The following is an 18,783-nucleotide window of genomic DNA, read 5'->3' as shown; positions in this document are numbered from 1 at the left end:
GTAGGTCACGACCGGTGGTCGTGACGCCGTTGCACCGTCACACGTAGATGCGCGTTGGTGCTTCGTCAATGATCGCGTGCGGGACGAAGCGGGCGCTGTCGCGGGTGATGCGGCTGTCGTCTTCGCGGATGCCCATGCCGCAGGCATGGTCACCCACCACCCAGCTGCCGATCAGCGGGTAGCCGCCGTCGAACGCGGTGAGCGGGTGCGCGGCCTGGCGGATCGCCGGGCCGGTGTACGGGCCTTCGCTTTCCTGCCAGCTGCCATCAGCCAGGTGCATGGCCACGTTGGCGCCTTCGCGCGAGAACAGCGGCTTGCGCACCCAGCCGGCCGGCAGCGCGCTGCCGTCGTCGAACTCGGCCGCCAGCAGGTTCGGGTGGCCCCGGTGGCGCTGCCACAGCAGCGGCAGCACGCCCTTGTTGCTCAGGATGGCCTTCCACGCCGGTTCCAGCAGCTGCACGCCCGAGGTGGGCAGCGCCTGCCCGAACGACTCGGTCATCAGGTCTTCCAGCGGATACAGCTTGAACAGGCTGCCGATGACGGTGTCGTCCAGCGCGGTGAACCGGCCATCCTCGGACAGGCCGATGTCTTCGATCGCGATCGCTTCGCCACGCAGCCCGGCCTGCGCCGCGCAGTCGCGCAGGTAGGCCACGGTGCCCTGGTCCTCTTCCGAGGCGCCCACGGCACTGAAGTACAGCGGCGGTGGCAACTGCGCGCTCAATTCGGCGAAACGGTCCACCAGCGCTTCGTGGATGGCGTTGAACTGGTCGGCCTGCGGCGGCAACCGGTTCTGGTTGCGCTGGTCTTCCAGCCATTGCCACTGGAAGAACGCGGCCTCGAACAGCGAGGTCGGCGTGTCGTAATTGAACTCGTAGAGCTTGGCCGGGCCGGTACCGTCGTAGGCGAAATCCAGCCGGCCATACAGGTGCGGCTCGCGGCGGCGCCAGCTGTCGGCGATCCAGTCGCGGAACGCCGGCGGGATGGCCAGCTGGTCCATCAGCTGCTCGCTGCGCACCACCTCGTCGACCAGGTCCATGGCCATCGCATGCAGCTGCGCGCTGGGATCTTCGATGTCGTTTTCGATCTGGCGCAGGGTGAACGCGTAGTAGGCGGTTTCATCCCAGTACGGCAGGCCGTCGATGGTGTGGAAGCGGAAGCCGGACTCGGCCGCACGAGCGCGCCACTGGCTGCGCTCGTCGATACGCACACGCTTCATCCGATCAGCCGCCGTAGCTGCTGCGGCTGCTGCTGGTGTTGCCGAAGCCGCCACGGCTTGCGGTGACCGCACGGTTCGGGGTGGCGTTGACCGGGGCGAGCCCGGCCTTGCCGGCGCCGATGCCGCTGGCGGTGTTCAGGCCGCCGCTGCCGCCCGGGGCCGGGCGCGCCCAGCCCTTGGCCTTGTCCTGGTAAGCCGGTGCCGCCGCCGGGGCCTGCGCCAGGCCGGCACCGCCACGGTTGCTGAGCATCTGCGACATGAAGAAGCCCATCATCATCGGCCCGATGAACGAATGGCCGGTGGAGGTCTTCTGTTCCACGCACTGTTCGGCGTTGTACTCGGCTTCGCATTCGGCACGCGAGGCGTACTTGGGGGCCGCGTCGGCCGACTGCTTCTGCGCTTCGGCAAAGGCGGTACGGCAGCTGGAGGGGTCGCCCGTGGCTTCGGTACAGGCTTCCACCGAGGTGTACAGCCCCTCCTGCGTCTGCACGCTTTCCTGCTTGGAACAGGCAGTGAACAGCAGCGGCGCGGCGCTCATCAGCAGCAGTGCGGTGGTCCTGGAACGTTTCATGGCGGTGTGCCCCCCTTTCGGTATCCCCTCAATCATGCCTGATCGGGGCCAACAACCAAAATCGGCAAAGGCGAAAAGATGAACGGCGTTTCAGGATGGCCAGCCGCGTCGGTTGCAAACGCAACCGGATTTTTTCGGCAGAATCGAACGGCAACGCGCCCCCACGGCCCGCCAGATCCTGCCAGCCCCCATGCCTGAATACCGTTCCCGTACTTCCACCGCCGGCCGCAACATGGCCGGGGCCCGCGCGCTGTGGCGCGCCACCGGCATGACCGATGCGGACTTCCACAAGCCGATCATCGCCATCGCCAATTCATTTACCCAGTTCGTGCCCGGCCACGTCCACCTCAAGGACCTGGGCCAGCTGGTGGCGCGGGAGATCGAACAGGTTGGCGGGGTCGCCAAGGAGTTCAACACCATCGCGGTGGACGACGGCATCGCGATGGGCCATGACGGCATGCTGTATTCGCTGCCCAGCCGCGAGATCATCGCCGACTCGGTCGAGTACATGGTCAACGCGCACTGTGCCGACGCGCTGGTGTGCATTTCCAACTGCGACAAGATCACCCCGGGCATGCTGATGGCCGCGCTGCGGCTGAACATTCCGGTGGTGTTCGTGTCCGGCGGGCCGATGGAAGCGGGCAAGACGCGACTGGCCGAGCACAAGCTGGACCTGGTGGATGCGATGGTGATCGCCGCCGATGCCAGTGCGTCGGATGAAAAGGTCGCCGAGTACGAGCGCAGTGCCTGCCCCACCTGCGGGTCGTGTTCGGGCATGTTCACCGCCAACTCGATGAACTGCCTGACCGAAGCGTTGGGGTTGTCGCTGCCGGGCAACGGCTCGACTCTGGCCACCCACGCCGACCGTGAGCAGCTGTTCCGCCGCGCCGGCCGGCTGGTGGTGGAGCTCTGCCACCGCTGGTATGGCGGCGAAGATGCCACGGCGCTGCCGCGCGGCATTGCCACGCGTTCCGCGTTCGAGAACGCGATGACGCTGGATATCGCCATGGGCGGTTCCACCAATACCATCCTGCACCTGCTGGCCGCCGCGCAGGAGGCGGAAGTGGACTTCGACCTGCATGCGATCGATGCGCTGTCGCGGCGCGTGCCGCAGCTGTGCAAGGTGGCGCCGAACACGCCGAAGTACCACATGGAGGACGTGCACCGCGCCGGTGGTGTGTTTGCCATCCTCGGCTCGCTGGCGCGCGGCGGGCTGCTGCATACCGGGGTGCCCACCGTGCACAGCCGCACCCTGGCCGACGCGATCGCGCGCTGGGACGTGGCGGTGACCGACGATGCGGGCGTGCACGAATTCTTCAGTGCCGGCCCGGCCGGCATTCCCACCCAGGTGGCTTTCAGCCAGGCTACGCGTTGGCCGTCACTGGACCTGGACCGGGCCGATGGCTGCATCCGCGATGTGGCCAACGCGTATTCCGCCGAGGGCGGGCTGGCAGTGCTGCGCGGCAACCTGGCCGAAGACGGCTGCGTGGTGAAGACCGCCGGCGTGGATGAGTCCATCCATGTGTTCGAGGGCAACGCGAAGGTGTTCGAGAGCCAGGATGCAGCAGTTCAGGGCATCCTGGCCGACGAGGTGGGCGCGGGCGATGTGGTGGTGATCCGCTATGAGGGCCCGCGCGGTGGGCCGGGCATGCAGGAGATGCTGTACCCCACCAGTTACCTGAAATCGAAGGGGCTGGGCAAGCAGTGTGCGCTGCTGACCGATGGGCGCTTCTCGGGCGGAACGTCCGGGCTGTCGATCGGGCATGCGTCGCCGGAAGCGGCGGCGGGCGGCACGATAGGGCTGGTGCGCGATGGCGACCGGATCCGGATCGATATTCCGGCGCGGCGGATCGATGTGCTGGTGGATGAAGCGACGTTGGCGGTGCGGCGTGCGGAGCAGGATGCCTTGGGCTGGAAACCGCGTGAGGCACGCCCGCGCAAGGTGACCGGGGCGCTCAAGGCCTATGCGTTGTTGGCCACCAGTGCCGACAAGGGCGCGGTGCGGGATCTGGGCAGACTTTGAGTCCGCGCAGCCACGCAGGGCGTGGCTCTACGGCGGCCAGTCCGGTACGCTGGGTCGCATCCCTATCGACCGCCGTTGATGTGCGGCAGCGCGATGGGGCATGAACCGTGACGGAGAAGCCTCTCCGGTGAAGATCATGCGTCCCAGTGCCGATCAGCGTTATCGGCGGTCGTTTGGGAACCGACCCTACCTTGCCTGGCGGCATCCCGTGGAGACGGCCGATCAGCCGATAACCCGCTTGAACGGCGGCAACGCGTCGATGATGCGCTTGCCGTAGCGGCGGCTGATCAGGCGCGAGTCGAGGATGATCACGCGGCCGGTGTCGGTGGAGGTGCGGATCAACCGCCCTGCGAACTGGGTCAGCGTGCGCAGCGCGTGCGGCACCGCAATCAGGTTGAACGCGTTCAAGCCACGGCTCTCGAACCATTCGCTCAGGGTGGAGGTCTGCGGGTCGGTCGGCACCGCGAACGGCACCTGGGTGATCACCACCGTGGTGCAGGCCTCGCCCGGTAGATCCAGGCCTTCGCCGAACGAGTTCAGGCCGAACAGCACCGAGCCCTCGCCGGCCGAGGTGCGCCGCAGGTGTTCGTCGATCATCTTCTGCTTGGCGGTTTCGCCCTGCACCAGCACCTGCTTCCGCTGCGCGGCGGGCATCAGCTCGGCCACCTTTTCCATCTTCCAGCGCGAGGTGAACAGGACGATGCTGCCCTTGTTCCAGTCCAGCTCCTTCACCAGGTACTTGGCCACCTCCTTCGGGTGCCGGTCGCGATCATCCGGGGTCACCGGGAAGTTGGGCACGATCAGCTCGGCCTGGTTGGGCAGGTCGAACGGCGAGGCCAGCGAGACCATTTCGGCCTCGGGCGGAATGCCGTTGTCGATCGCCAGCGCCTGGAAGTCGCCGCCGCCGGTGAGCGTGGCCGAGGTCATCACCACCGAATCCACTTCGTCCCACAGCAGCTTGCGCAGCACGCTGGCGGCCGACACCGGCGAGCCGTGCAGGATCAGGTCGCCATCGCGCGACAGCGTCACCCAGCGCGCGAACGGCGGCTGGCCTTCCTTGTCTTCGCGGCGCCAGGCGGTCCACAGGTTGTGCTGCTGTTCGATCATTTCCAGCGCCATGCCCAAGGTGCGCTGCAGGCGCTCGCGCGCGGCATCTTCGGGCTTGCCCTTGGCCACCTGCGACTGCGCGGCGTGGGCCCAGTTGAACAGCGCGCGGGTGTCGTCGGCCAACGCCTCAATGTCGGCCATCCAGATCTCCGGCAGGCGTCCGTTCGGTGCGCGCCACATCGGCTCCTGCGCGCTGGGATCGGGCTGCCAGCTGCGCTCGACCACGTCGCGGAAGGCGCGCAGCTGCTTGCTGACCCGCGCGGCGACGTCGATCGCCTCGTTGGGCAGCAGGTTGCCCAGCTTGTCCTTGCCCACCGCGCGGTAGGCGGCCGCGATCACGATCTGCAGGCGCCCGGTGCGCTTGGCCATGTCGTCCAGGGCCAGGCTGGCCGCGCCCTGGTCGATGGCCACGTTGCCGATGTGGTGGCCTTCGTCGAGCACCAGCAGCATGTCCGACGGCGGCGCGATAAGCGGTTGGCCATTATCGCTTTCGCCAATGGACAGCGCCGACAGCAGCAGGGCGTGATTGGTGACCACGATCTGTGCGTCGCGCACGGTGTTGCGCGCACGCAGCACCGCGCACTGGGCGGAGTAGGCGCACTTGCGCCCGGCACAGCCGGAGGCCGGGGTGGTGATGCGCGAGCGCAGCGACGGGCTGATGGTGTCGGGCGCGTTGTCCAGGTCGCCGTTCCAGCGCCCCTCGACGAAGTCCTTGCCGAGCTTCTGCGCCAGGTCCATTTCGATCGGCGCCAGCGGCCGGTCGAACAGCGGCTGCTCGTCTTCGAACATGCCCTCCTGGGCGCCGTCGCCATGCGCCTCGGCGGCATTGCGGGTGCACAGGTAGCGGGTGCGGCCCTTGGCCAGGGCCACGGTGGCCTCCAGGCCGGTGGCCTTTAGGAAATTGGGAATGTCGCGCTCGACCAGCTGCGACTGCAGCGCCACGGTGCCGGTGCTGATCACCAGCTTCTTCTTCGTGGCCAGGGCGATCGGCACCCCGGCGGTGAGGTAGCCCAGGCTCTTGCCGACCCCGGTCGGGGCCTCGACCACGCCGACGCCGCCGCTCTGCGACAGCGCACGCGAGACCACGCCGATCATCTGGCTCTGCGAACGCCGCGTGCTGAAGCCGGGGGTATTGGCCTGCAGCTTGGCGTAGGCATCGCGGATGACGGTCTTGAGCTCGTCGTTCAGCGCGCGCGGGGCTTCAACTTTTTCGGTCACGCCGTGAGGGTCCTGCCTGGATCAGGCGGGTATTTTCTCACGTCCGGGGACCGTAACCGACGCAGGGTTTTCCGCGTCGGTTCAGATCCGTGACCGGGTACCGCGATGCCCCTGGCCTGCGCTCAGGCGGCGGGGCGGGCGCGGTTGCGCAGCGCGCGGGTCATGGCCCAGACCAGCAGCACGGTGCCCAGCGCCTCGACGATGCCCAACAGGAAGTGGCCGCCACCCAGCCACCACGACAGCGCCTGGACGTTGCCATAGTTGCCGGTTTCGACCAGCCAGACCGGCACGATGTTCAGGGCCAGCCCGGCCAGCGTTGCGACCGCCAGCAGGCCCAGCGCCCACAGCGCAACGGTGCGGATGGCCCCGCGCGGGGTGTCCACCACCCAGACCAGGGAAATGCCCAGCGCGATCAGCACCGGCAGGCGTATGGCGGCCATGCCCAGCAGGCTGAGCAGGAGATCCATGCTGGCGTTCATTCCGCCGCCGCCAGCGCAGCACGCTCGCGCAGTTTTGCGTAGACCTCGTCGGTTGCCGGGCGCGTTTCATGCCACTGCTGGAAACTGGTGGCGGCCTGCTCGACCAGCATGCCCAGGCCGTCGACAGTGTTGCGGCAGCCCATTGCGCGCGCCCACGCCAGGAAGGCAATGGCAGCCTCGCCGTAGTTCAGGTCCACTGCGGTGGTCATGCTGTTGACCAGCGACATCGGCAGTACGAAGTTGGCCGTGGGATCGCGGCCGGCGGAGGTGGCATTGACGATCAGTTCGAAATCGCCAAGGGCATCCAGGTCTTCCCAGTGGCGGGTCTTGGCGCGGTTCGGCTCACCGATGGCGTCCACCAGCTCGTCTGCGCGTTCGGAGGTGCGGTTGACCACCATGAGCTCGAGGATGCCGGCGTCCAGAAGGGCCGGGGCAACGCTGCGCGCCGAGCCACCGGCGCCGAGCAGCAGCACGCGGCGACCACGCAGGTCCAGCAGGTGCCGTTCGGTGAGGTCGCGCACCAGGCCGACGCCGTCGGTGGTATCGCCGTGCCAGCTGTCGCCCTTGCGCAGCAGGGTGTTGACCGAACCGGCCAACTTGGCCCGCGAGGTGAAGGTGCTGCACAGCGCGAAGGCGACTTCCTTGAGCGGCGCGGTCACGTTGGCACCCATGCCGCCGTCGGCGGCGAACGCCTCCAGCACGGCCGGGAACTGCGCGGCACTGGCTTCAATGGCCTGGTAGTCCAGCGCGATGTCTTCCTGGCGGGCGAACTCGGCGTGGATGTACGGCGACAGCGAGTGGGCGATGGGCTGGCCGAATACGGCGTAACGGGCGGTCATGGGTGTCTTAAACTCCGGCCTGGATTGAAACACGAACCCCAATGGAAGCGACGATGCGCACTCCCTTGTCTCTGCTCGCGCTGAGCGTGAGTTTACTCTCCGCACCGGGCGCGATGGCGCTTTCCGAATTCGGCATCGAAGGCATGGGCGTGGTCTCGACCAAGGCCAACGAGGCCCAGGCCACGATTTCCCCGGACGGGCAGCGCATCGTGTGGGCCAGCGACCGGCCGGGCGGCGCCGGCGGCTGGGACCTGTGGCAGGCCCGGCTGCGCGACGGGCGCTGGCAGGATCCGGCGCCGCTGGCCTTGAACACGGCGGGCGACGAGACCGACCCCTTTTTCAGCCATGACGGGACCACGCTGTGGTTTGCCTCCAACCGCGCCGGCGGGCGCGGTGGCTTCGACCTGTACCGGGTGGCGGTGCTGGCCGACGGTGGGGCGGGCCCCGTGACGGCGCTGCCGGAGGCGATCAACACCCGCGCCGATGAGCGTCGGCCTGCGCTGCGCGCCGATGGGCAGGCGCTGCTGTTCGCGCGCAATGGCAAGGGTGGCCAGGGCGGATTCGACCTGTATCGCGCCGCAGTGCGGGGCAGCGACGTAGCGGAGGTCGTGGCACTACCGGCACCGCTCAACAGCGCGGCCGATGAGCTGGGGGGCGATTGGCTGGGCACGGGCGGGGCGCTGTTGTTCACCCGCTTGGCGGATGGGCATTCGCAGGTATGGCAGGTGGGCTGCGATTACGGCACGGCGGCGGTGCCGCTAGGGCTGTCGTTCAATACCGCCGACGGGCAGACCGGCGCGCCGGTGGTGGATGCGTCCAAGCCCAGCGAGGTGGTGGTGGCCGGGCAGGCGCGGTCGCCCAGGGCGGGCGGGTTGGATCTGTATAGATTGCGGACGCCCGCAGTGACTGGATGCCGGCAGGGTCGCATCCCTATCGACCGCCGATAACGTTGGTCACCGCGGTAGGGCATGACCTGTGACGGAGAAGCGCCTCCGGCGAAGGTCATGCGTCCCAGCGCCGATCACTGCCATCGGCGGTCGTTTGGGAACCGACCCTACCCGCCGGTGCATCGACATCCGGTGCGGGCACACCCGGCCGGTGCGGCGGTGTTCAGTGCGCGCGCAGCAGCGCGGCGCGCTGCTGTTCGTACTCGGCTTCGCTGATCTCGCCGTTGTCCTTGCGCTGGTTCAGCGCGGCCAGTTCGGCCTGCACCGTGGGCGACAGGTTGGCTTCGCGGGCCAGGCGGGCAGCGGCCGACGGCTGTTCCGGCGCGCGCCGGGAGGCACGCACCGCGCTGCGGATGATCAGGGCGATCACCACCGCGAAGACGGTGACCCCGGTGCCCCAGGTCAGCCACTGCACCCATCCCATCGTCTGCATCGTCGTCGTCCTGTTGTACGTAATGGCGGGTATTGTCAGCGCTCGCGCAGCCAACGCGCCACCTGCGGGGCGAAATAGGTCAGCACGCCGTCGGCGCCGGCCCGCTTGAAACCGATCAGCGACTCCAGCACGCAGGCGCGTTCGTCCAGCCAGCCATTGGCGAAGGCCGCCTTCATCATCGCGTACTCGCCGCTGACCTGGTACGCGAAGGTCGGCACGCCGAACTGCTGCTTCACCCGCCGCACCAGGTCCAGGTAGGGCATGCCCGGCTTGACCATCACCATGTCCGCGCCCTCCTCCAGGTCCAGCGCGATTTCGCGCATGGCCTCGTCGCCGTTGGCCGGATCCATCTGGTAGGTCTTCTTGTCGGCCTTGCCGAGGCTGGCCGAGCTGCCCACCGCGTCGCGGAACGGACCGTAGAACGCCGAGGCGTACTTGGCCGAGTACGCCATGATGCGCACGTTGACGTGCTTCTGGGCGTCCAGCGCACGGCGGATCGCGCCGATGCGGCCGTCCATCATGTCCGACGGCGAGATGATGTCCACCCCGGCCTCGGCATGCGACAGCGACTGCTTCACCAGCGCGGCCACGGTGATGTCGTTGAGCACATAGCCCTTGTCGTCGATGATCCCGTCCTGGCCGTGCGTGGTGTACGGGTCCAGTGCCACGTCGGTCATCACCCCCAGCTCGGGGAAACGCGACTTCAGCGCGCGGATCGCACGCTGCGCCAGACCGTTTTCATCCCACGCCGCGGCGGCATCCAGCGATTTGCCGGCCGGGTCGATCACCGGGAACAGGTCGATCACCGGAATGCCCAGCTCCAGCGCTTCTTCGGCCACTTTCAGCAGCTCATCGATGGACAGGCGTTCCACGCCCGGCATCGACGCCACCGGCGCGCGCCCGGCCAGTTCGTGCACGAACACCGGGTAGATCAGGTCGTCGGTGGTCAGCGTGTTCTCGCGCATCAGCCGGCGCGAGAACTCGTCGTGGCGCATGCGGCGGGGGCGATAGTCGGGGTGGGCCATGGAATGCTCCAACGGGGTGGGTTACTGCAGCAGGTAGCGCTGCGGTTGCAGGGGCTCCGGCAGCGGGCGCACGCCCAGGCTGTCGAGCAGGTCGATTTCGATGGTGCGCACCATCGCATCCAGCGGCAGGTCGTTCGGTTCCAGTCCGAACGGCTCTTCCATCTCTTCGCCCAGCTGGTCCAGCCCGAAGAAGGCATAGGCCAGCACCGCCGACACCACCGGGGTGGCCCAGCCCAGCGAACTGGCCAGGCCGAACGGAAGCAGCACGCAGAACATCCACGCGCAGCGGTGCAGCAGCAGGGTGTAGGCGAATGGAAGGGGGGTCAGCAGGATCCGCTCGCAGCCGGCCTGGACGCTGGACAGCGCATGCAGGCGGGCTTCGAACTGGGAAAACAGGATGCTGTCGATGTCGCCGGCGCGCAGCGCCGCCGTGGTTTCCGCCGCGATCATCGCCAGCAGCTGGTCGGGTACGTTCTGGCGCTGCGCATAGCGGTCCCGGTCGGCCTCCGGCACCCACGGCAGCCCGGCCAGCGCGGCGTCCTGCCCACGCAGGCGGGCGGCCAGCGCATGCGCGAACCCGATCCCCAGGCGACTGATGCGGTCGGCACGCGCCGGCTGTCCGGCCAGCAGCGTGCTGCACAGCCGCGCCAGGCTGCGCAGCTCATAGATGAGCTGGCCCCAGAGCTTGCGCGCTTCCCACCAGCGGTCGAAGCAGGCGTTGTTGCGGAAGCTGAGGAAGATCGACAGCACCAGCCCGAGCAGGGTGAACGGCGCCACCGAGACCCGCTCGATGCCGGGCGGGTGGGCGAATTCGGCGAAAGCCGCCACGGCGACGGCGAGCACGAAGATCGCCGCCACCTTGGGCGCGATGGCAGGCACGATGGAGCCGCGCAGGATGTACAGCAGCTGCCAGCCGTGGGGGCGGGGACGAATGATCATGGGGCAGGCATTCTACGCCCTTGCCTGCGACACCTTCGCCAGTGCGACCCTACGTCGCACGCAGGCCTGTCAGATGACCCCACCGCCCAGCGACAACCGCACGATTCCCACCACGACCACCACGGCATTCAGCAGCAGGCCGGTCCAGGCGCGGCCGCGCTTGGTCGGGTGGGTGAACAGGATGCCCAGCGCGCCGATCACCGCGCCCACTGCGGCAAACGGGATCAGGAACCAGTTGCCCCAGCCCAGCAGCGGTATCAGCGCCAGGATCATCCACAACAGCGCCAGCACGCCCCACAGCAGACTGATCAGTCCCATGCCCCTTTCCCCTTCCTGAAAATGCTCGCGGCAGCGTAGCGACCACGCCGCCAGCGGCGCGTGATGGCGGCGGCAAGAACGGGATGCGGCAGGCTCACTGCGGCGGTGGTACGGTTTGCCGGAACAGGTTGGCGCGGATTCAGCGGCCAGCCCGGATGATCCAGGCGCAGGCCGACCAGGCCCTACAAGGGGTGGACCCATGAACATTCGAATCCTTCCGCTGCTCGGCGTGCTGCTGGTGATGACCGGCTGCGCCAACACGTCCCGGGTGATGCTGGGCCAGACCCGCCCCCCTACCGACCCGGCACTGGTGCAGATCTATTCGACCCCGCCGCCGGGCTCGATCGAAATCGCGCAGCTGGAGTCCTCCAGCGCGGTGGGCTTCGGCACCCAGGGCCAGACCGATGCGGCCGTGGCGCGGCTGAAGAAGGAAGCGGCGGCGCTGGGCGCCAATGGGGTGATCCTGATGGGCGTGGCGTCCAGCAGTTCCGGCGGCGGCCTTTCGGTCGGCGGCGGCAGTTACGGCTCGCACAGCGGCGGCGGCGTGGGTATCGGCATTCCGACCACCCAGCGGCGTGCGGCCGGGGTGGCAATCTGGGTGCCCAACCCGCCGCCGGCGGAGCGGCTGCCGGTGCAGACGATCACGCCGACGCGGTGAAAGCCGGTCACGACCAACGGTCGTGACCTACCACAGGGTCGGTAGGCCACGACCGTTGGTCGTGGCCCACGCGGAGGTGATTACTTTGCCTTGTACCGCGGAATGAACACTTCGTTGACCGCCTTGGCCAGCTGGTCCGGCGGCAGCAGGCCCTGGTCGAGCAGGAAGTTGTTGAAGGCCAGGCGGTCGAACTTCTCGCCCAGCGCCAGCTCGGTCTGCATGCGCAGTTCCAGGATGCGGGTGTAGCCGTAGAAGTAGCTGCCTGCCTGGCCGGGCATGCGCACCATGTAGCGGTCCAGTTCCTGGGTCGCCATCGCCTTGGACAGGCCCACTTCTTCGATCAGAACGCGCTCGGCCTTGGCACGGTCGATCAGGCCCAGGTTGAGCATCGGGTCGAGCATCGCGCGGGCGGCACGCAGCAGGCGGAACTGCAGGGCGATCAGCTGACCGTCCAGCGGTTCGTACGGCACCATTTCGGCTTCCGCGTACAGCGCCCAGCCTTCCACGTTGACCGAGTTGAACGCGAACATGGTGCGCGCCAGCGATACGCCGCGCTCCACCATCGCGGTGAACTGCAGCTCATGGCCGGGGCGGCCTTCGTGCGCGCTCAGCGTCCACGCCGCCGAGCCGAAATTGAAGTCGTCGTACTGCGCGGCCTTGTCGCCGGCGGCGGGGTTGCCCAGCGGCAGCACGAAGGTGCCCTGCTGGCCGGTGTTGCCCACCAGCGGCGCGGGCAGGAAATGCGGCGCCGGCGAGGCGGCGCTTTCGGCGGCCGAGCCCAGGCGCATCTGCATCGGGCGCTGCGGCACGTCGACGATCTTCTGTTCGCGGATGATCGGGTCGATCGCATCGATCACGCCACGGTAGTGGTGCTCGAGCTGGTCGTCGGCGATCTTGTCGCCCTTCAACGCGCGGATCACCGCCACCGGGTCGGTCGGGTCGGCCACCTTCAGGCCCTTGGCCTTCACCACCAGCGGGGCGAGCTGGCGCATCGCCGAACGGGTTTCCATGAATTCCAGCTGCGCCCGCTGCATCAGCAGCTGCGGGTCGATGTCGATGCCCACGCGCTTGAGCTGGAACGCATACAGCGGCGCCGGCAGGCGCGCGTCGGCGCGGGCCTTGGGCAGGACCTCGGCCCGGGTCCAGTCGCGGTACTCGCGCAGCTGGGTGGCGATGGTCTTCAGTGCTTCGTCGGCACCGGCGACCTTGTACTTGTCGAACAGCTTTTCGATGCCGGTGATGTAGGTGTCGACGTTGGCCAGCGACTGCTCGACCTCGATCTTCGTCGGCTGCAGCAGGCTGCCGGCGGCCAGGCGCTCTTCATAGCGCTGGCGCGACAGCGTGGTGATGGCGGTGGTGCCCGGCGCCAGGCCGGCGTAGGCCTTCAACCGGTCCAGCGCCTTGGCGCGGCGCTCGGCCGGTACCTGGTCGGACAGCAGCAGGTTGATGCCGCTGAACACGGTCTGCGGGGTGTCGCTCCACGGCAGCAGGTACTTTTCGTTGAGCTCGCTGCCTTCGATGCTCTCGTTGGCCGCGGCGATCATGATCGCCAGGTCCTGGCGCACGTTCGGGTCGCGCTCGGTGGCCAGCTTCGCCTGCAGCGTGTCGCGGGCCTTGGCCATCGCCGCGCGGTAGCGCTTGGCGTTGTCCGGGCCGAAATCGGCGACCTTGTCGTCATAGCCGGGGACGCCGAAGAAGCCGGTTTCTTCCGGCTGGAACGGACCCTGCGCATCGAGCAGGATCTGCGCCAGCTCATTGCTGCGCGCGACCCATGCAGGCGTGGCCGGCGCCTTCTTGACCGCAGGGGTGACAGCGAAGGCCGGCGGCGCACTGAGCGCGGCGGGGACGAAGAGGGCCAACGCAACGGCAAGGGCAAGCGGCTTCATGCAGGACTCCGAGGGGCGGTATTCCTGCGACCCTACGCACTCCGGCCGAACGCGGCAATCGGCCGGAGGTCATGACCCCCGCCGGGCGGGGGGGGCGGGGGCATCGACCGGGTTACGGGGTCAGGCAGCGGGCCAGGAAATCCTCGGCCAGGCGGTAACGGTGCAGCGCGTTGCTGCCGGACAGGCCGTGCTTGGCCCCCGGGTAGGTCATGAGCTCGAACGGCTGGCCACGCTTCTGCAGCGCGCTCATCAGCTCGGTGGAGTTGGTGAACAGCACATTGTCGTCGGCCATGCCGTGGATCAGCAGCAGGCGCGAGCGCAGGCCGTCGATGTGGGCCAGCACGCGGGCCTCCTCATAGCCCTTGGCATTGCGGGCCGGCAGGTCCATGTAGCGCTCGGTGTAGTGGGTGTCGTAGAGGCCCCAGTCGGTCACCGGCGCCCCGGCCACGCCACAGGCGTACTGGTCCGACGCCTTGGCAAGCAGCATCAGGGTCATGTAGCCGCCGTTGGACCAGCCCTGCACGCCGATCCGCGCCGGGTCCACCCACGGCTGCTGCTTCAGCCATTCCACGCCCTTGAGCTGGTCGGCCACTTCCACCGTGCCCTGCACACCGTACAGCGCGCCGCCGAAATCGCGGCCACGACGCGGGGTGCCGCGGTTGTCGAGCGAAAACACCACGTAACCGTGCTGGGCCAGGTACTGGTTGAAGAGATGGTCGCCACGGCCGGGCCAGCTGTCGGTGACGGTCTGGCTGGCCGGCCCGCCGTACACGTACACCGTCACCGGGTAGCGCTTGGACGGATCGAAGCCGGTCGGCTTGATCAGGCTGTAGTTCAGCGGAGTACGGCCGTCGGCGGCGGTGAGGGTGCCGAACTCGACCGGGCGCTGCGCGTCCAGGTAGCGTGCGTACGGATGACCGGGATCCTGCAGGTTGTTTTCCACCAGCGTGGCGATATTTTCACCGTTGGCACGGTGCAGCGCGATCTGCGGCGGCGTGGTGGTGTTGGACCAGCTGTCCACGTACACGCTGGCATTCTTCGCGAAACTGGCACTGTGCATGCCCGGCGCCTGCGACAGGCGCTGCAGCGGGCCGCCCTGCAGGGGCACGGCGTAGATCTGGCTTTCGCGCGAGGAGTCCACGCCGGCACGGAAGTAGACCTTGCCGGCGGCTTCGTCGACCGCGAGCAGTTCGTCCACCGGCCAATTGCCCGAGGTCAGCGCGGTGACGGTCCTGCCGTCATCGGACACGCGGTACAGGTGCTGGAAGCCGCTGCGTTCGGACGACCACAGGAAGCCGCCCTGGGCGAGGAAGTGCAGGCTGTTGTGCAGCGGCACCCAGGTCGGCGAGGTTTCGGTGGCCAGCGTGTGCTGTTTGCCGCTCTGCAGGTTGGCCTGGATCAGCTCCAGGGTCTTCTGGTCGCGCGACTGGCGCTGGAAGGTCAGGCGCTGCGGGTCGCGCCAATCGACGCGGGCCAGGTAGATGTCCGGGTTGCGGCCAAGGTCGACCCAGCGCGGCGCGGCATCGGCACGCGGGGCGACCACGCCCAGCTTGACGGTGACGTTGTGGTCGCCGGCGGCCGGGTAGCGCTGTTCGATCATCTCGGTGCGGTCGGCGTACATCTCATAGCGCTTCTGCACCGGCACCGGCGATTCGTCGATGCGCGCGAAGGCGATGGCCGAGTCGTCCGGCGCCCACCAGTAACCGGTGTGGCGGTCCATCTCCTCGTCGGCGACGAACTCAGCCACGCCATTGCCGATGGTGTCGCTGCCATCGCGGGTGAGCTGGACCTGCTTGCCGCTGGCCAGGTCGATCACCCACAGGTTGCGCTCGCGCACGAAGCTGACGAAACCACCCTTCGGCGACAGCTTGGCGTCGGTGGCGAACCCTTCGCCGTGGGTGAGCTGGCGCACGGCCGCCTTGCCCTGCTTGCCCAGGTCGTACAGGTACAGTTCGCCGCCCAGCGGGAACAGCAGGGTGCGTGCATCGGGCGACCACTGGTAATCGACGATGCCGGTCATGGCGGCGATGCGCTGGCGTTCGCGGCGCGCCTTTTCGGCATCGCTCAGGGTTTCATCGCCGGGCAGCACCACCTTGGAATCGACCAGCAGGCGGGTCTGGCCACTGCCGATGTCGTAGGCCCACAGGTCCAGCTGGTTGCGGTCGGCTTCCTTGCCGCGCAGGAAGCTCACCCGCGAGCCGTCCGGGGCCACCTTCGGCTTCATCAGGGTCGGGCCGGACAGCGGCAACGGACCGGTGATGGCATCCAGGGTGAGCTTTTCGGCGTGGGCGATGGTGGTCGAGGCGAGCATGAGGGCGAGCGAGGCTACAAGGTGGCGCATGGAATCTTCCGGCGGCGGCTGGGCGTTCCCGGTCCGGTGGGGCGGTCGGGAGCGGACCATCGTAACCAAAACCGGGGGGCGGGTGCCCGGCTCTACCGCGGTAAACCGGCGGCGATGCCGCCTGGTTACCGCTGGCCGAAAAGGTGCCTGCGCTCTTCTTCACTCAGGGGCTTGCCGGCGTCCGGGTTCACCTTGTGCTTCAGCGCATAGGCGCGCTGGGTGGCCGGGCGCGCGGCGATGGCGTCGTGCCAGCGCTTCAGGTTCGGGAACGCGGCGAAGTCCGGGGGCAGCTTGTCGTACGCGCCGATCCACGGGTAGCTGGCCATGTCGGCGATGCTGTAGTCGTCCCCGGCCAGGAACGCGCTGCTGGCCAGGCGCTTGTCCATCACCCCGTGCAGGCGGCGAACTTCATTGCCATAGCGCTCGATCGCGTACGGAATCTGCTCCGGGGCGTACACGGTGAAGTGGCCCATCTGGCCGCTCATCGGGCCAAGGCCAGCCATCTGCCAGAACAGCCACTCCAGCACCGCTACCCGGCCGCGGGTATCGGCCGGCAGGAATTTCCCGGTCTTCTCGGCCAGGTACAGCAGGATCGCGCCCGACTCGAACACGCTCTGCGGAGCGCCGCCGTCGGTGGGCTGGTGGTCGACCAGCGCGGGCATCTTGTTGTTGGGGGAAATCGCCAGGAATTCCGGCTTGAACTGGTCGCCGCTGCCGATGTTCACCGGCTTGAGGGTGTACGGCAGGCCCAGCTCCTCCAGCAGCAGGGTGACTTTGTGGCCATTCGGGGTAGGCCAGTAATACAGGTCGATCATGACAGGACCCAGCGGTTCAGGAATCCCGAGTCTAGTGCGTCAGTTGGCTTGGCAGGGTCATGAAGGCCCGCTACTCTGCGGCGTCCCCCGCAACGCAGCATTCCAGCATGAGCTCGACCGAAAAGCCCATCAGCCCCCTGTCGTCCCTGATCTTCGCCTCGCGCTGGCTGCAGCTGCCGCTGTACCTGGGCCTGATCCTGGCGCAGTGCGTCTACGTGTTCCTGTTCGGCAAGGAGCTGTGGCACCTGCTGCACAAGGCCAACAGCATGGGCGAGCAGGAAATCATGCTGCTGGTGCTGGGCCTGATCGACGTGGTGATGATCTCCAACCTGCTGGTGATGGTCATCGTGGGCGGCTATGAAACCTTCGTTTCGCGCCTGCGCCTGGAGAACCACCCCGATCAGCCGGAGTGGCTGAGCCACGTCAACGCCAGCGTGCTGAAGGTGAAGCTGGCCCTGTCGATCATCGGCATCTCCTCGATCCACCTGCTCAAGACCTTCATTGGCGCGGGCAACCTGGAGGGCGTGCCGCTGTGCCGGACCGAGGCCTATTATGCCGCTGCCGCGGACATGGTGGCCAAGTACGGTCCGGACGCCACCCTGGTGTGCACCACCATGACCGGCACCGGCGTGATGTGGCAGACCATCATCCATGCCGCATTCATCCTGTCGGCGATCGGCATCGCCTACACCGACAAGCTGATGTCCCACACGCCGAGCAAGTCGCTGGCGCACTGACCGGACACCCCGGCGTCGGCGGGGCCGCACCCGCTGCCGCCCTGCCCTGTCCCGCGCCCTGCCAAGCAGGGCGCGGGGATGCTAGATTGGGCACCTGCTGTACCGCGCCGGACGCTGGGAAACGTCCTGGGGCTTCGGTCGGCCTGACCGCATCAGGCCTTACGTATCGTCGTTCTTCAAAGGGGAGTTGGATGTCGCACGTCAACACGAACGCCAAGGCGCGCCTGCTGGTGCCGCTGACCCTGGTGGTGGCTCTGGCCGCCTGCTCGGGCAAGGATGAATCCGCACCGGCCACGACTGCACCGGCCGCACCGACCGCAACTGCACCGGCCGCCACGCCGGCACCGGCCGTTTCGGCCGAGGTCCAGTCGAAGGGTCCTGAGGAACTGCGCGAGCTGGCCAGCAAGGCCCTGCGCGAGAACCGCATGTACGCCCCGGCCGGCGACAACGCCATGGAGTACTACCTGGCGCTGCGCGAAAAGACCCCGGACGACGCCTCGATCAAGAGCGCGCTGACCGACCTGCAGCCGTACACCCTGATCGCCGCCGAGCAGAGCCTGGCGCGCGAGGACTTCGCCGAAGGCCAGCGCCTGGTCGCGCTGATCGAGAAGGTGGATCCCACCGCACCGGCCCTGCCGCGCCTGAAGAGCGGCATCACCAAGGGCATGGAAACCGCGCTGACCCGGACCCAGGAAGAGACCGACAAGGTCAAGAAGGACGCCGAGAACAAGGCCAAGCAGCTCGCCGACCAGCAGCGCCAGCAGCAGGCCAGCGAGGCGGAAGCGGCCAGGCAGATCGCCGCGCAGCAGGACGCCGCCCGCCGTGAAAGCGAACGCCAGGACGGCGAGCGCCAGGCCGCGGCGCGCCGCGAAGCGGAACAGCGCCAGCAGGCCGCCGCCGCTGCCCAGGCCGCTGCCGCCCGCCAGCCGGCCGCCGCACCGGCTGCCGCTGCCACCCTGCGCCCGATCAGCACGCCGGCCCCGCGCTACCCGGCCGACGCGCTGCGTTCGGGCACCTCGGGCGAAGTGCTGGTGGAAATCACCGTGGGCACCGACGGTTCGGTCACCAATGCGCGCGTGCTGCGCGCCACCCCGGCCCGCATCTTCGACCGCGAAGCACTGGGCGCGGTGAAGAAGTGGAAGTTCGAACCGGTGTCGGCCCCGACCACCACCCGTCGCACGCTGGCGTTCGCGCCGGGCGGTTGATCGGTCCGCTTCGATGAAAAAAAACC

At 68.2% G+C, this 18,783-nt stretch carries 17 protein-coding genes; 5 read left to right on the top strand and 12 right to left on the bottom strand.

From position 1 onward, the window contains the following. Nucleotides 1-37: 37 nt before the first annotated feature. A complete protein-coding gene (locus tag FSZ13_RS06940) occupies nucleotides 38-1,216 on the bottom strand; it encodes a glutathionylspermidine synthase family protein (RefSeq protein WP_145478787.1) in 1,179 nt (392 codons plus the stop codon). A 4-nt stretch (nucleotides 1,217-1,220) separates the two neighbouring features. Then, nucleotides 1,221-1,787: a DUF1190 domain-containing protein gene (locus tag FSZ13_RS06935; protein WP_145478785.1), complete on the bottom strand. Its 567-nt coding sequence runs from the start codon at nucleotides 1,785-1,787 to the stop codon at nucleotides 1,221-1,223. 190 nt (nucleotides 1,788-1,977) lie between these two features. Here FSZ13_RS06935 and ilvD point away from each other — a divergent pair, with 190 nt between their 5' ends. Further along, complete coding sequence (gene ilvD, locus FSZ13_RS06930) at nucleotides 1,978-3,810, top strand: dihydroxy-acid dehydratase (protein WP_145478783.1); 1,833 nt, start codon at nucleotides 1,978-1,980, stop codon at nucleotides 3,808-3,810. 222 nt (nucleotides 3,811-4,032) lie between these two features. Here ilvD and dinG read toward each other — a convergent pair whose 3' ends face one another. The 3 genes from dinG to aroE form a co-directional block, all read right to left on the bottom strand. Then, the gene (gene dinG / locus FSZ13_RS06925) at nucleotides 4,033-6,135 is read right to left on the bottom strand and encodes an ATP-dependent DNA helicase DinG (RefSeq protein ID WP_145478781.1); all 2,103 of its coding nucleotides are present in this window, start codon (nucleotides 6,133-6,135) and stop codon (nucleotides 4,033-4,035) included. Between the two features lie 122 nt (nucleotides 6,136-6,257). Continuing rightward, a complete protein-coding gene (locus FSZ13_RS06920) occupies nucleotides 6,258-6,602 on the bottom strand; it encodes a hypothetical protein (protein WP_145478779.1) in 345 nt (114 codons plus the stop codon). An 8-nt stretch (nucleotides 6,603-6,610) separates the two neighbouring features. Beyond that, nucleotides 6,611-7,453, bottom strand: coding sequence for a shikimate dehydrogenase (gene aroE / locus FSZ13_RS06915; protein ID WP_145478777.1), 843 nt, complete (start codon nucleotides 7,451-7,453; stop codon nucleotides 6,611-6,613). Between the two features lie 53 nt (nucleotides 7,454-7,506). Between aroE and FSZ13_RS06910 the strand changes: the two genes are divergently transcribed. After that, nucleotides 7,507-8,400 (top strand): PD40 domain-containing protein, encoded by an 894-nt coding sequence (locus FSZ13_RS06910; RefSeq protein WP_145478767.1) that lies wholly within the window; start codon nucleotides 7,507-7,509, stop codon nucleotides 8,398-8,400. Between the two features lie 163 nt (nucleotides 8,401-8,563). Here FSZ13_RS06910 and FSZ13_RS06905 read toward each other — a convergent pair whose 3' ends face one another. The 4 genes from FSZ13_RS06905 to FSZ13_RS06890 form a co-directional block, all read right to left on the bottom strand. Further along, nucleotides 8,564-8,833, bottom strand: a complete 270-nt coding sequence (locus FSZ13_RS06905) for an SHOCT domain-containing protein (protein WP_145478766.1) — start codon at nucleotides 8,831-8,833, stop codon at nucleotides 8,564-8,566. A 35-nt stretch (nucleotides 8,834-8,868) separates the two neighbouring features. Then, the gene (gene hemB, locus FSZ13_RS06900) at nucleotides 8,869-9,858 is read right to left on the bottom strand and encodes a porphobilinogen synthase (RefSeq protein ID WP_145478764.1); all 990 of its coding nucleotides are present in this window, start codon (nucleotides 9,856-9,858) and stop codon (nucleotides 8,869-8,871) included. 21 nt (nucleotides 9,859-9,879) lie between these two features. Then, nucleotides 9,880-10,797 carry a bestrophin family protein gene (locus FSZ13_RS06895; RefSeq protein ID WP_145478762.1) on the bottom strand — a complete coding sequence of 306 codons (918 nt, stop codon included), beginning with the start codon at nucleotides 10,795-10,797 and terminating at the stop codon, nucleotides 9,880-9,882. 69 nt (nucleotides 10,798-10,866) lie between these two features. After that, on the bottom strand, nucleotides 10,867-11,115 hold the full coding sequence (locus FSZ13_RS06890) for a hypothetical protein (RefSeq protein WP_145478760.1): 249 nt from the start codon (nucleotides 11,113-11,115) through the stop codon (nucleotides 10,867-10,869). 199 nt (nucleotides 11,116-11,314) lie between these two features. Here FSZ13_RS06890 and FSZ13_RS06885 point away from each other — a divergent pair, with 199 nt between their 5' ends. Beyond that, nucleotides 11,315-11,773 (top strand): hypothetical protein, encoded by a 459-nt coding sequence (locus FSZ13_RS06885; protein ID WP_145478758.1) that lies wholly within the window; start codon nucleotides 11,315-11,317, stop codon nucleotides 11,771-11,773. Nucleotides 11,774-11,853: 80 nt separating this feature from the next. On the opposite strand, the gene FSZ13_RS06880 is transcribed toward FSZ13_RS06885, so the two are convergent. The 3 genes from FSZ13_RS06880 to FSZ13_RS06870 form a co-directional block, all read right to left on the bottom strand. Then, nucleotides 11,854-13,659, bottom strand: a complete 1,806-nt coding sequence (locus FSZ13_RS06880) for a DUF885 domain-containing protein (RefSeq protein WP_145478756.1) — start codon at nucleotides 13,657-13,659, stop codon at nucleotides 11,854-11,856. A 112-nt stretch (nucleotides 13,660-13,771) separates the two neighbouring features. After that, nucleotides 13,772-16,000, bottom strand: coding sequence for a S9 family peptidase (locus tag FSZ13_RS06875; protein ID WP_145478754.1), 2,229 nt, complete (start codon nucleotides 15,998-16,000; stop codon nucleotides 13,772-13,774). 125 nt (nucleotides 16,001-16,125) lie between these two features. Beyond that, nucleotides 16,126-16,815 carry a glutathione S-transferase N-terminal domain-containing protein gene (locus FSZ13_RS06870; RefSeq protein WP_145478753.1) on the bottom strand — a complete coding sequence of 230 codons (690 nt, stop codon included), beginning with the start codon at nucleotides 16,813-16,815 and terminating at the stop codon, nucleotides 16,126-16,128. A 107-nt stretch (nucleotides 16,816-16,922) separates the two neighbouring features. On the opposite strand from FSZ13_RS06870, the gene FSZ13_RS06865 reads away from it, so the two are divergent. Together FSZ13_RS06865 and FSZ13_RS06860 are read left to right on the top strand one after the other, a co-directional pair. Next, entirely contained in the window at nucleotides 16,923-17,552 is a 630-nt protein-coding gene (locus tag FSZ13_RS06865; RefSeq protein ID WP_145478751.1) for a TIGR00645 family protein, read from the top strand. Nucleotides 17,553-17,743: 191 nt separating this feature from the next. Continuing rightward, complete coding sequence (locus tag FSZ13_RS06860) at nucleotides 17,744-18,757, top strand: energy transducer TonB (protein ID WP_145478749.1); 1,014 nt, start codon at nucleotides 17,744-17,746, stop codon at nucleotides 18,755-18,757. Nucleotides 18,758-18,783: the final 26 nt, after the last annotated feature.

Source organism: Stenotrophomonas rhizophila, from assembly GCF_007667275.1.
Lineage (GTDB): Bacteria > Pseudomonadota > Gammaproteobacteria > Xanthomonadales > Xanthomonadaceae > Stenotrophomonas > Stenotrophomonas maltophilia_AE.
Note: the sequence above shows the minus strand (reverse complement) of the source record. Positions and strands in the feature narration are given on the sequence as shown.

Excerpts from the sequence above, each read along its gene's own strand:
- FSZ13_RS06940 (WP_145478787.1), bottom strand. The coding sequence starts at position 1,216 with ATGAAGCGTGTGCGTATCGACGAGCGCAGCCAGTGGCGCGCTCGTGCG.
- FSZ13_RS06935 (WP_145478785.1), bottom strand. The coding sequence starts at position 1,787 with ATGAAACGTTCCAGGACCACCGCACTGCTGCTGATGAGCGCCGCGCCG.
- ilvD (WP_145478783.1), top strand. The coding sequence starts at position 1,978 with ATGCCTGAATACCGTTCCCGTACTTCCACCGCCGGCCGCAACATGGCC.
- FSZ13_RS06920 (WP_145478779.1), bottom strand. The coding sequence starts at position 6,602 with ATGGATCTCCTGCTCAGCCTGCTGGGCATGGCCGCCATACGCCTGCCG.
- aroE (WP_145478777.1), bottom strand. The coding sequence starts at position 7,453 with ATGACCGCCCGTTACGCCGTATTCGGCCAGCCCATCGCCCACTCGCTG.
- FSZ13_RS06910 (WP_145478767.1), top strand. The coding sequence starts at position 7,507 with ATGCGCACTCCCTTGTCTCTGCTCGCGCTGAGCGTGAGTTTACTCTCC.
- FSZ13_RS06905 (WP_145478766.1), bottom strand. The coding sequence starts at position 8,833 with ATGCAGACGATGGGATGGGTGCAGTGGCTGACCTGGGGCACCGGGGTC.
- hemB (WP_145478764.1), bottom strand. The coding sequence starts at position 9,858 with ATGGCCCACCCCGACTATCGCCCCCGCCGCATGCGCCACGACGAGTTC.
- FSZ13_RS06895 (WP_145478762.1), bottom strand. The coding sequence starts at position 10,797 with ATGATCATTCGTCCCCGCCCCCACGGCTGGCAGCTGCTGTACATCCTG.
- FSZ13_RS06890 (WP_145478760.1), bottom strand. The coding sequence starts at position 11,115 with ATGGGACTGATCAGTCTGCTGTGGGGCGTGCTGGCGCTGTTGTGGATG.
- FSZ13_RS06885 (WP_145478758.1), top strand. The coding sequence starts at position 11,315 with ATGAACATTCGAATCCTTCCGCTGCTCGGCGTGCTGCTGGTGATGACC.
- FSZ13_RS06880 (WP_145478756.1), bottom strand. The coding sequence starts at position 13,659 with ATGAAGCCGCTTGCCCTTGCCGTTGCGTTGGCCCTCTTCGTCCCCGCC.
- FSZ13_RS06875 (WP_145478754.1), bottom strand. The coding sequence starts at position 16,000 with ATGCGCCACCTTGTAGCCTCGCTCGCCCTCATGCTCGCCTCGACCACC.
- FSZ13_RS06870 (WP_145478753.1), bottom strand. The coding sequence starts at position 16,815 with ATGATCGACCTGTATTACTGGCCTACCCCGAATGGCCACAAAGTCACC.
- FSZ13_RS06865 (WP_145478751.1), top strand. The coding sequence starts at position 16,923 with ATGAGCTCGACCGAAAAGCCCATCAGCCCCCTGTCGTCCCTGATCTTC.
- FSZ13_RS06860 (WP_145478749.1), top strand. The coding sequence starts at position 17,744 with ATGTCGCACGTCAACACGAACGCCAAGGCGCGCCTGCTGGTGCCGCTG.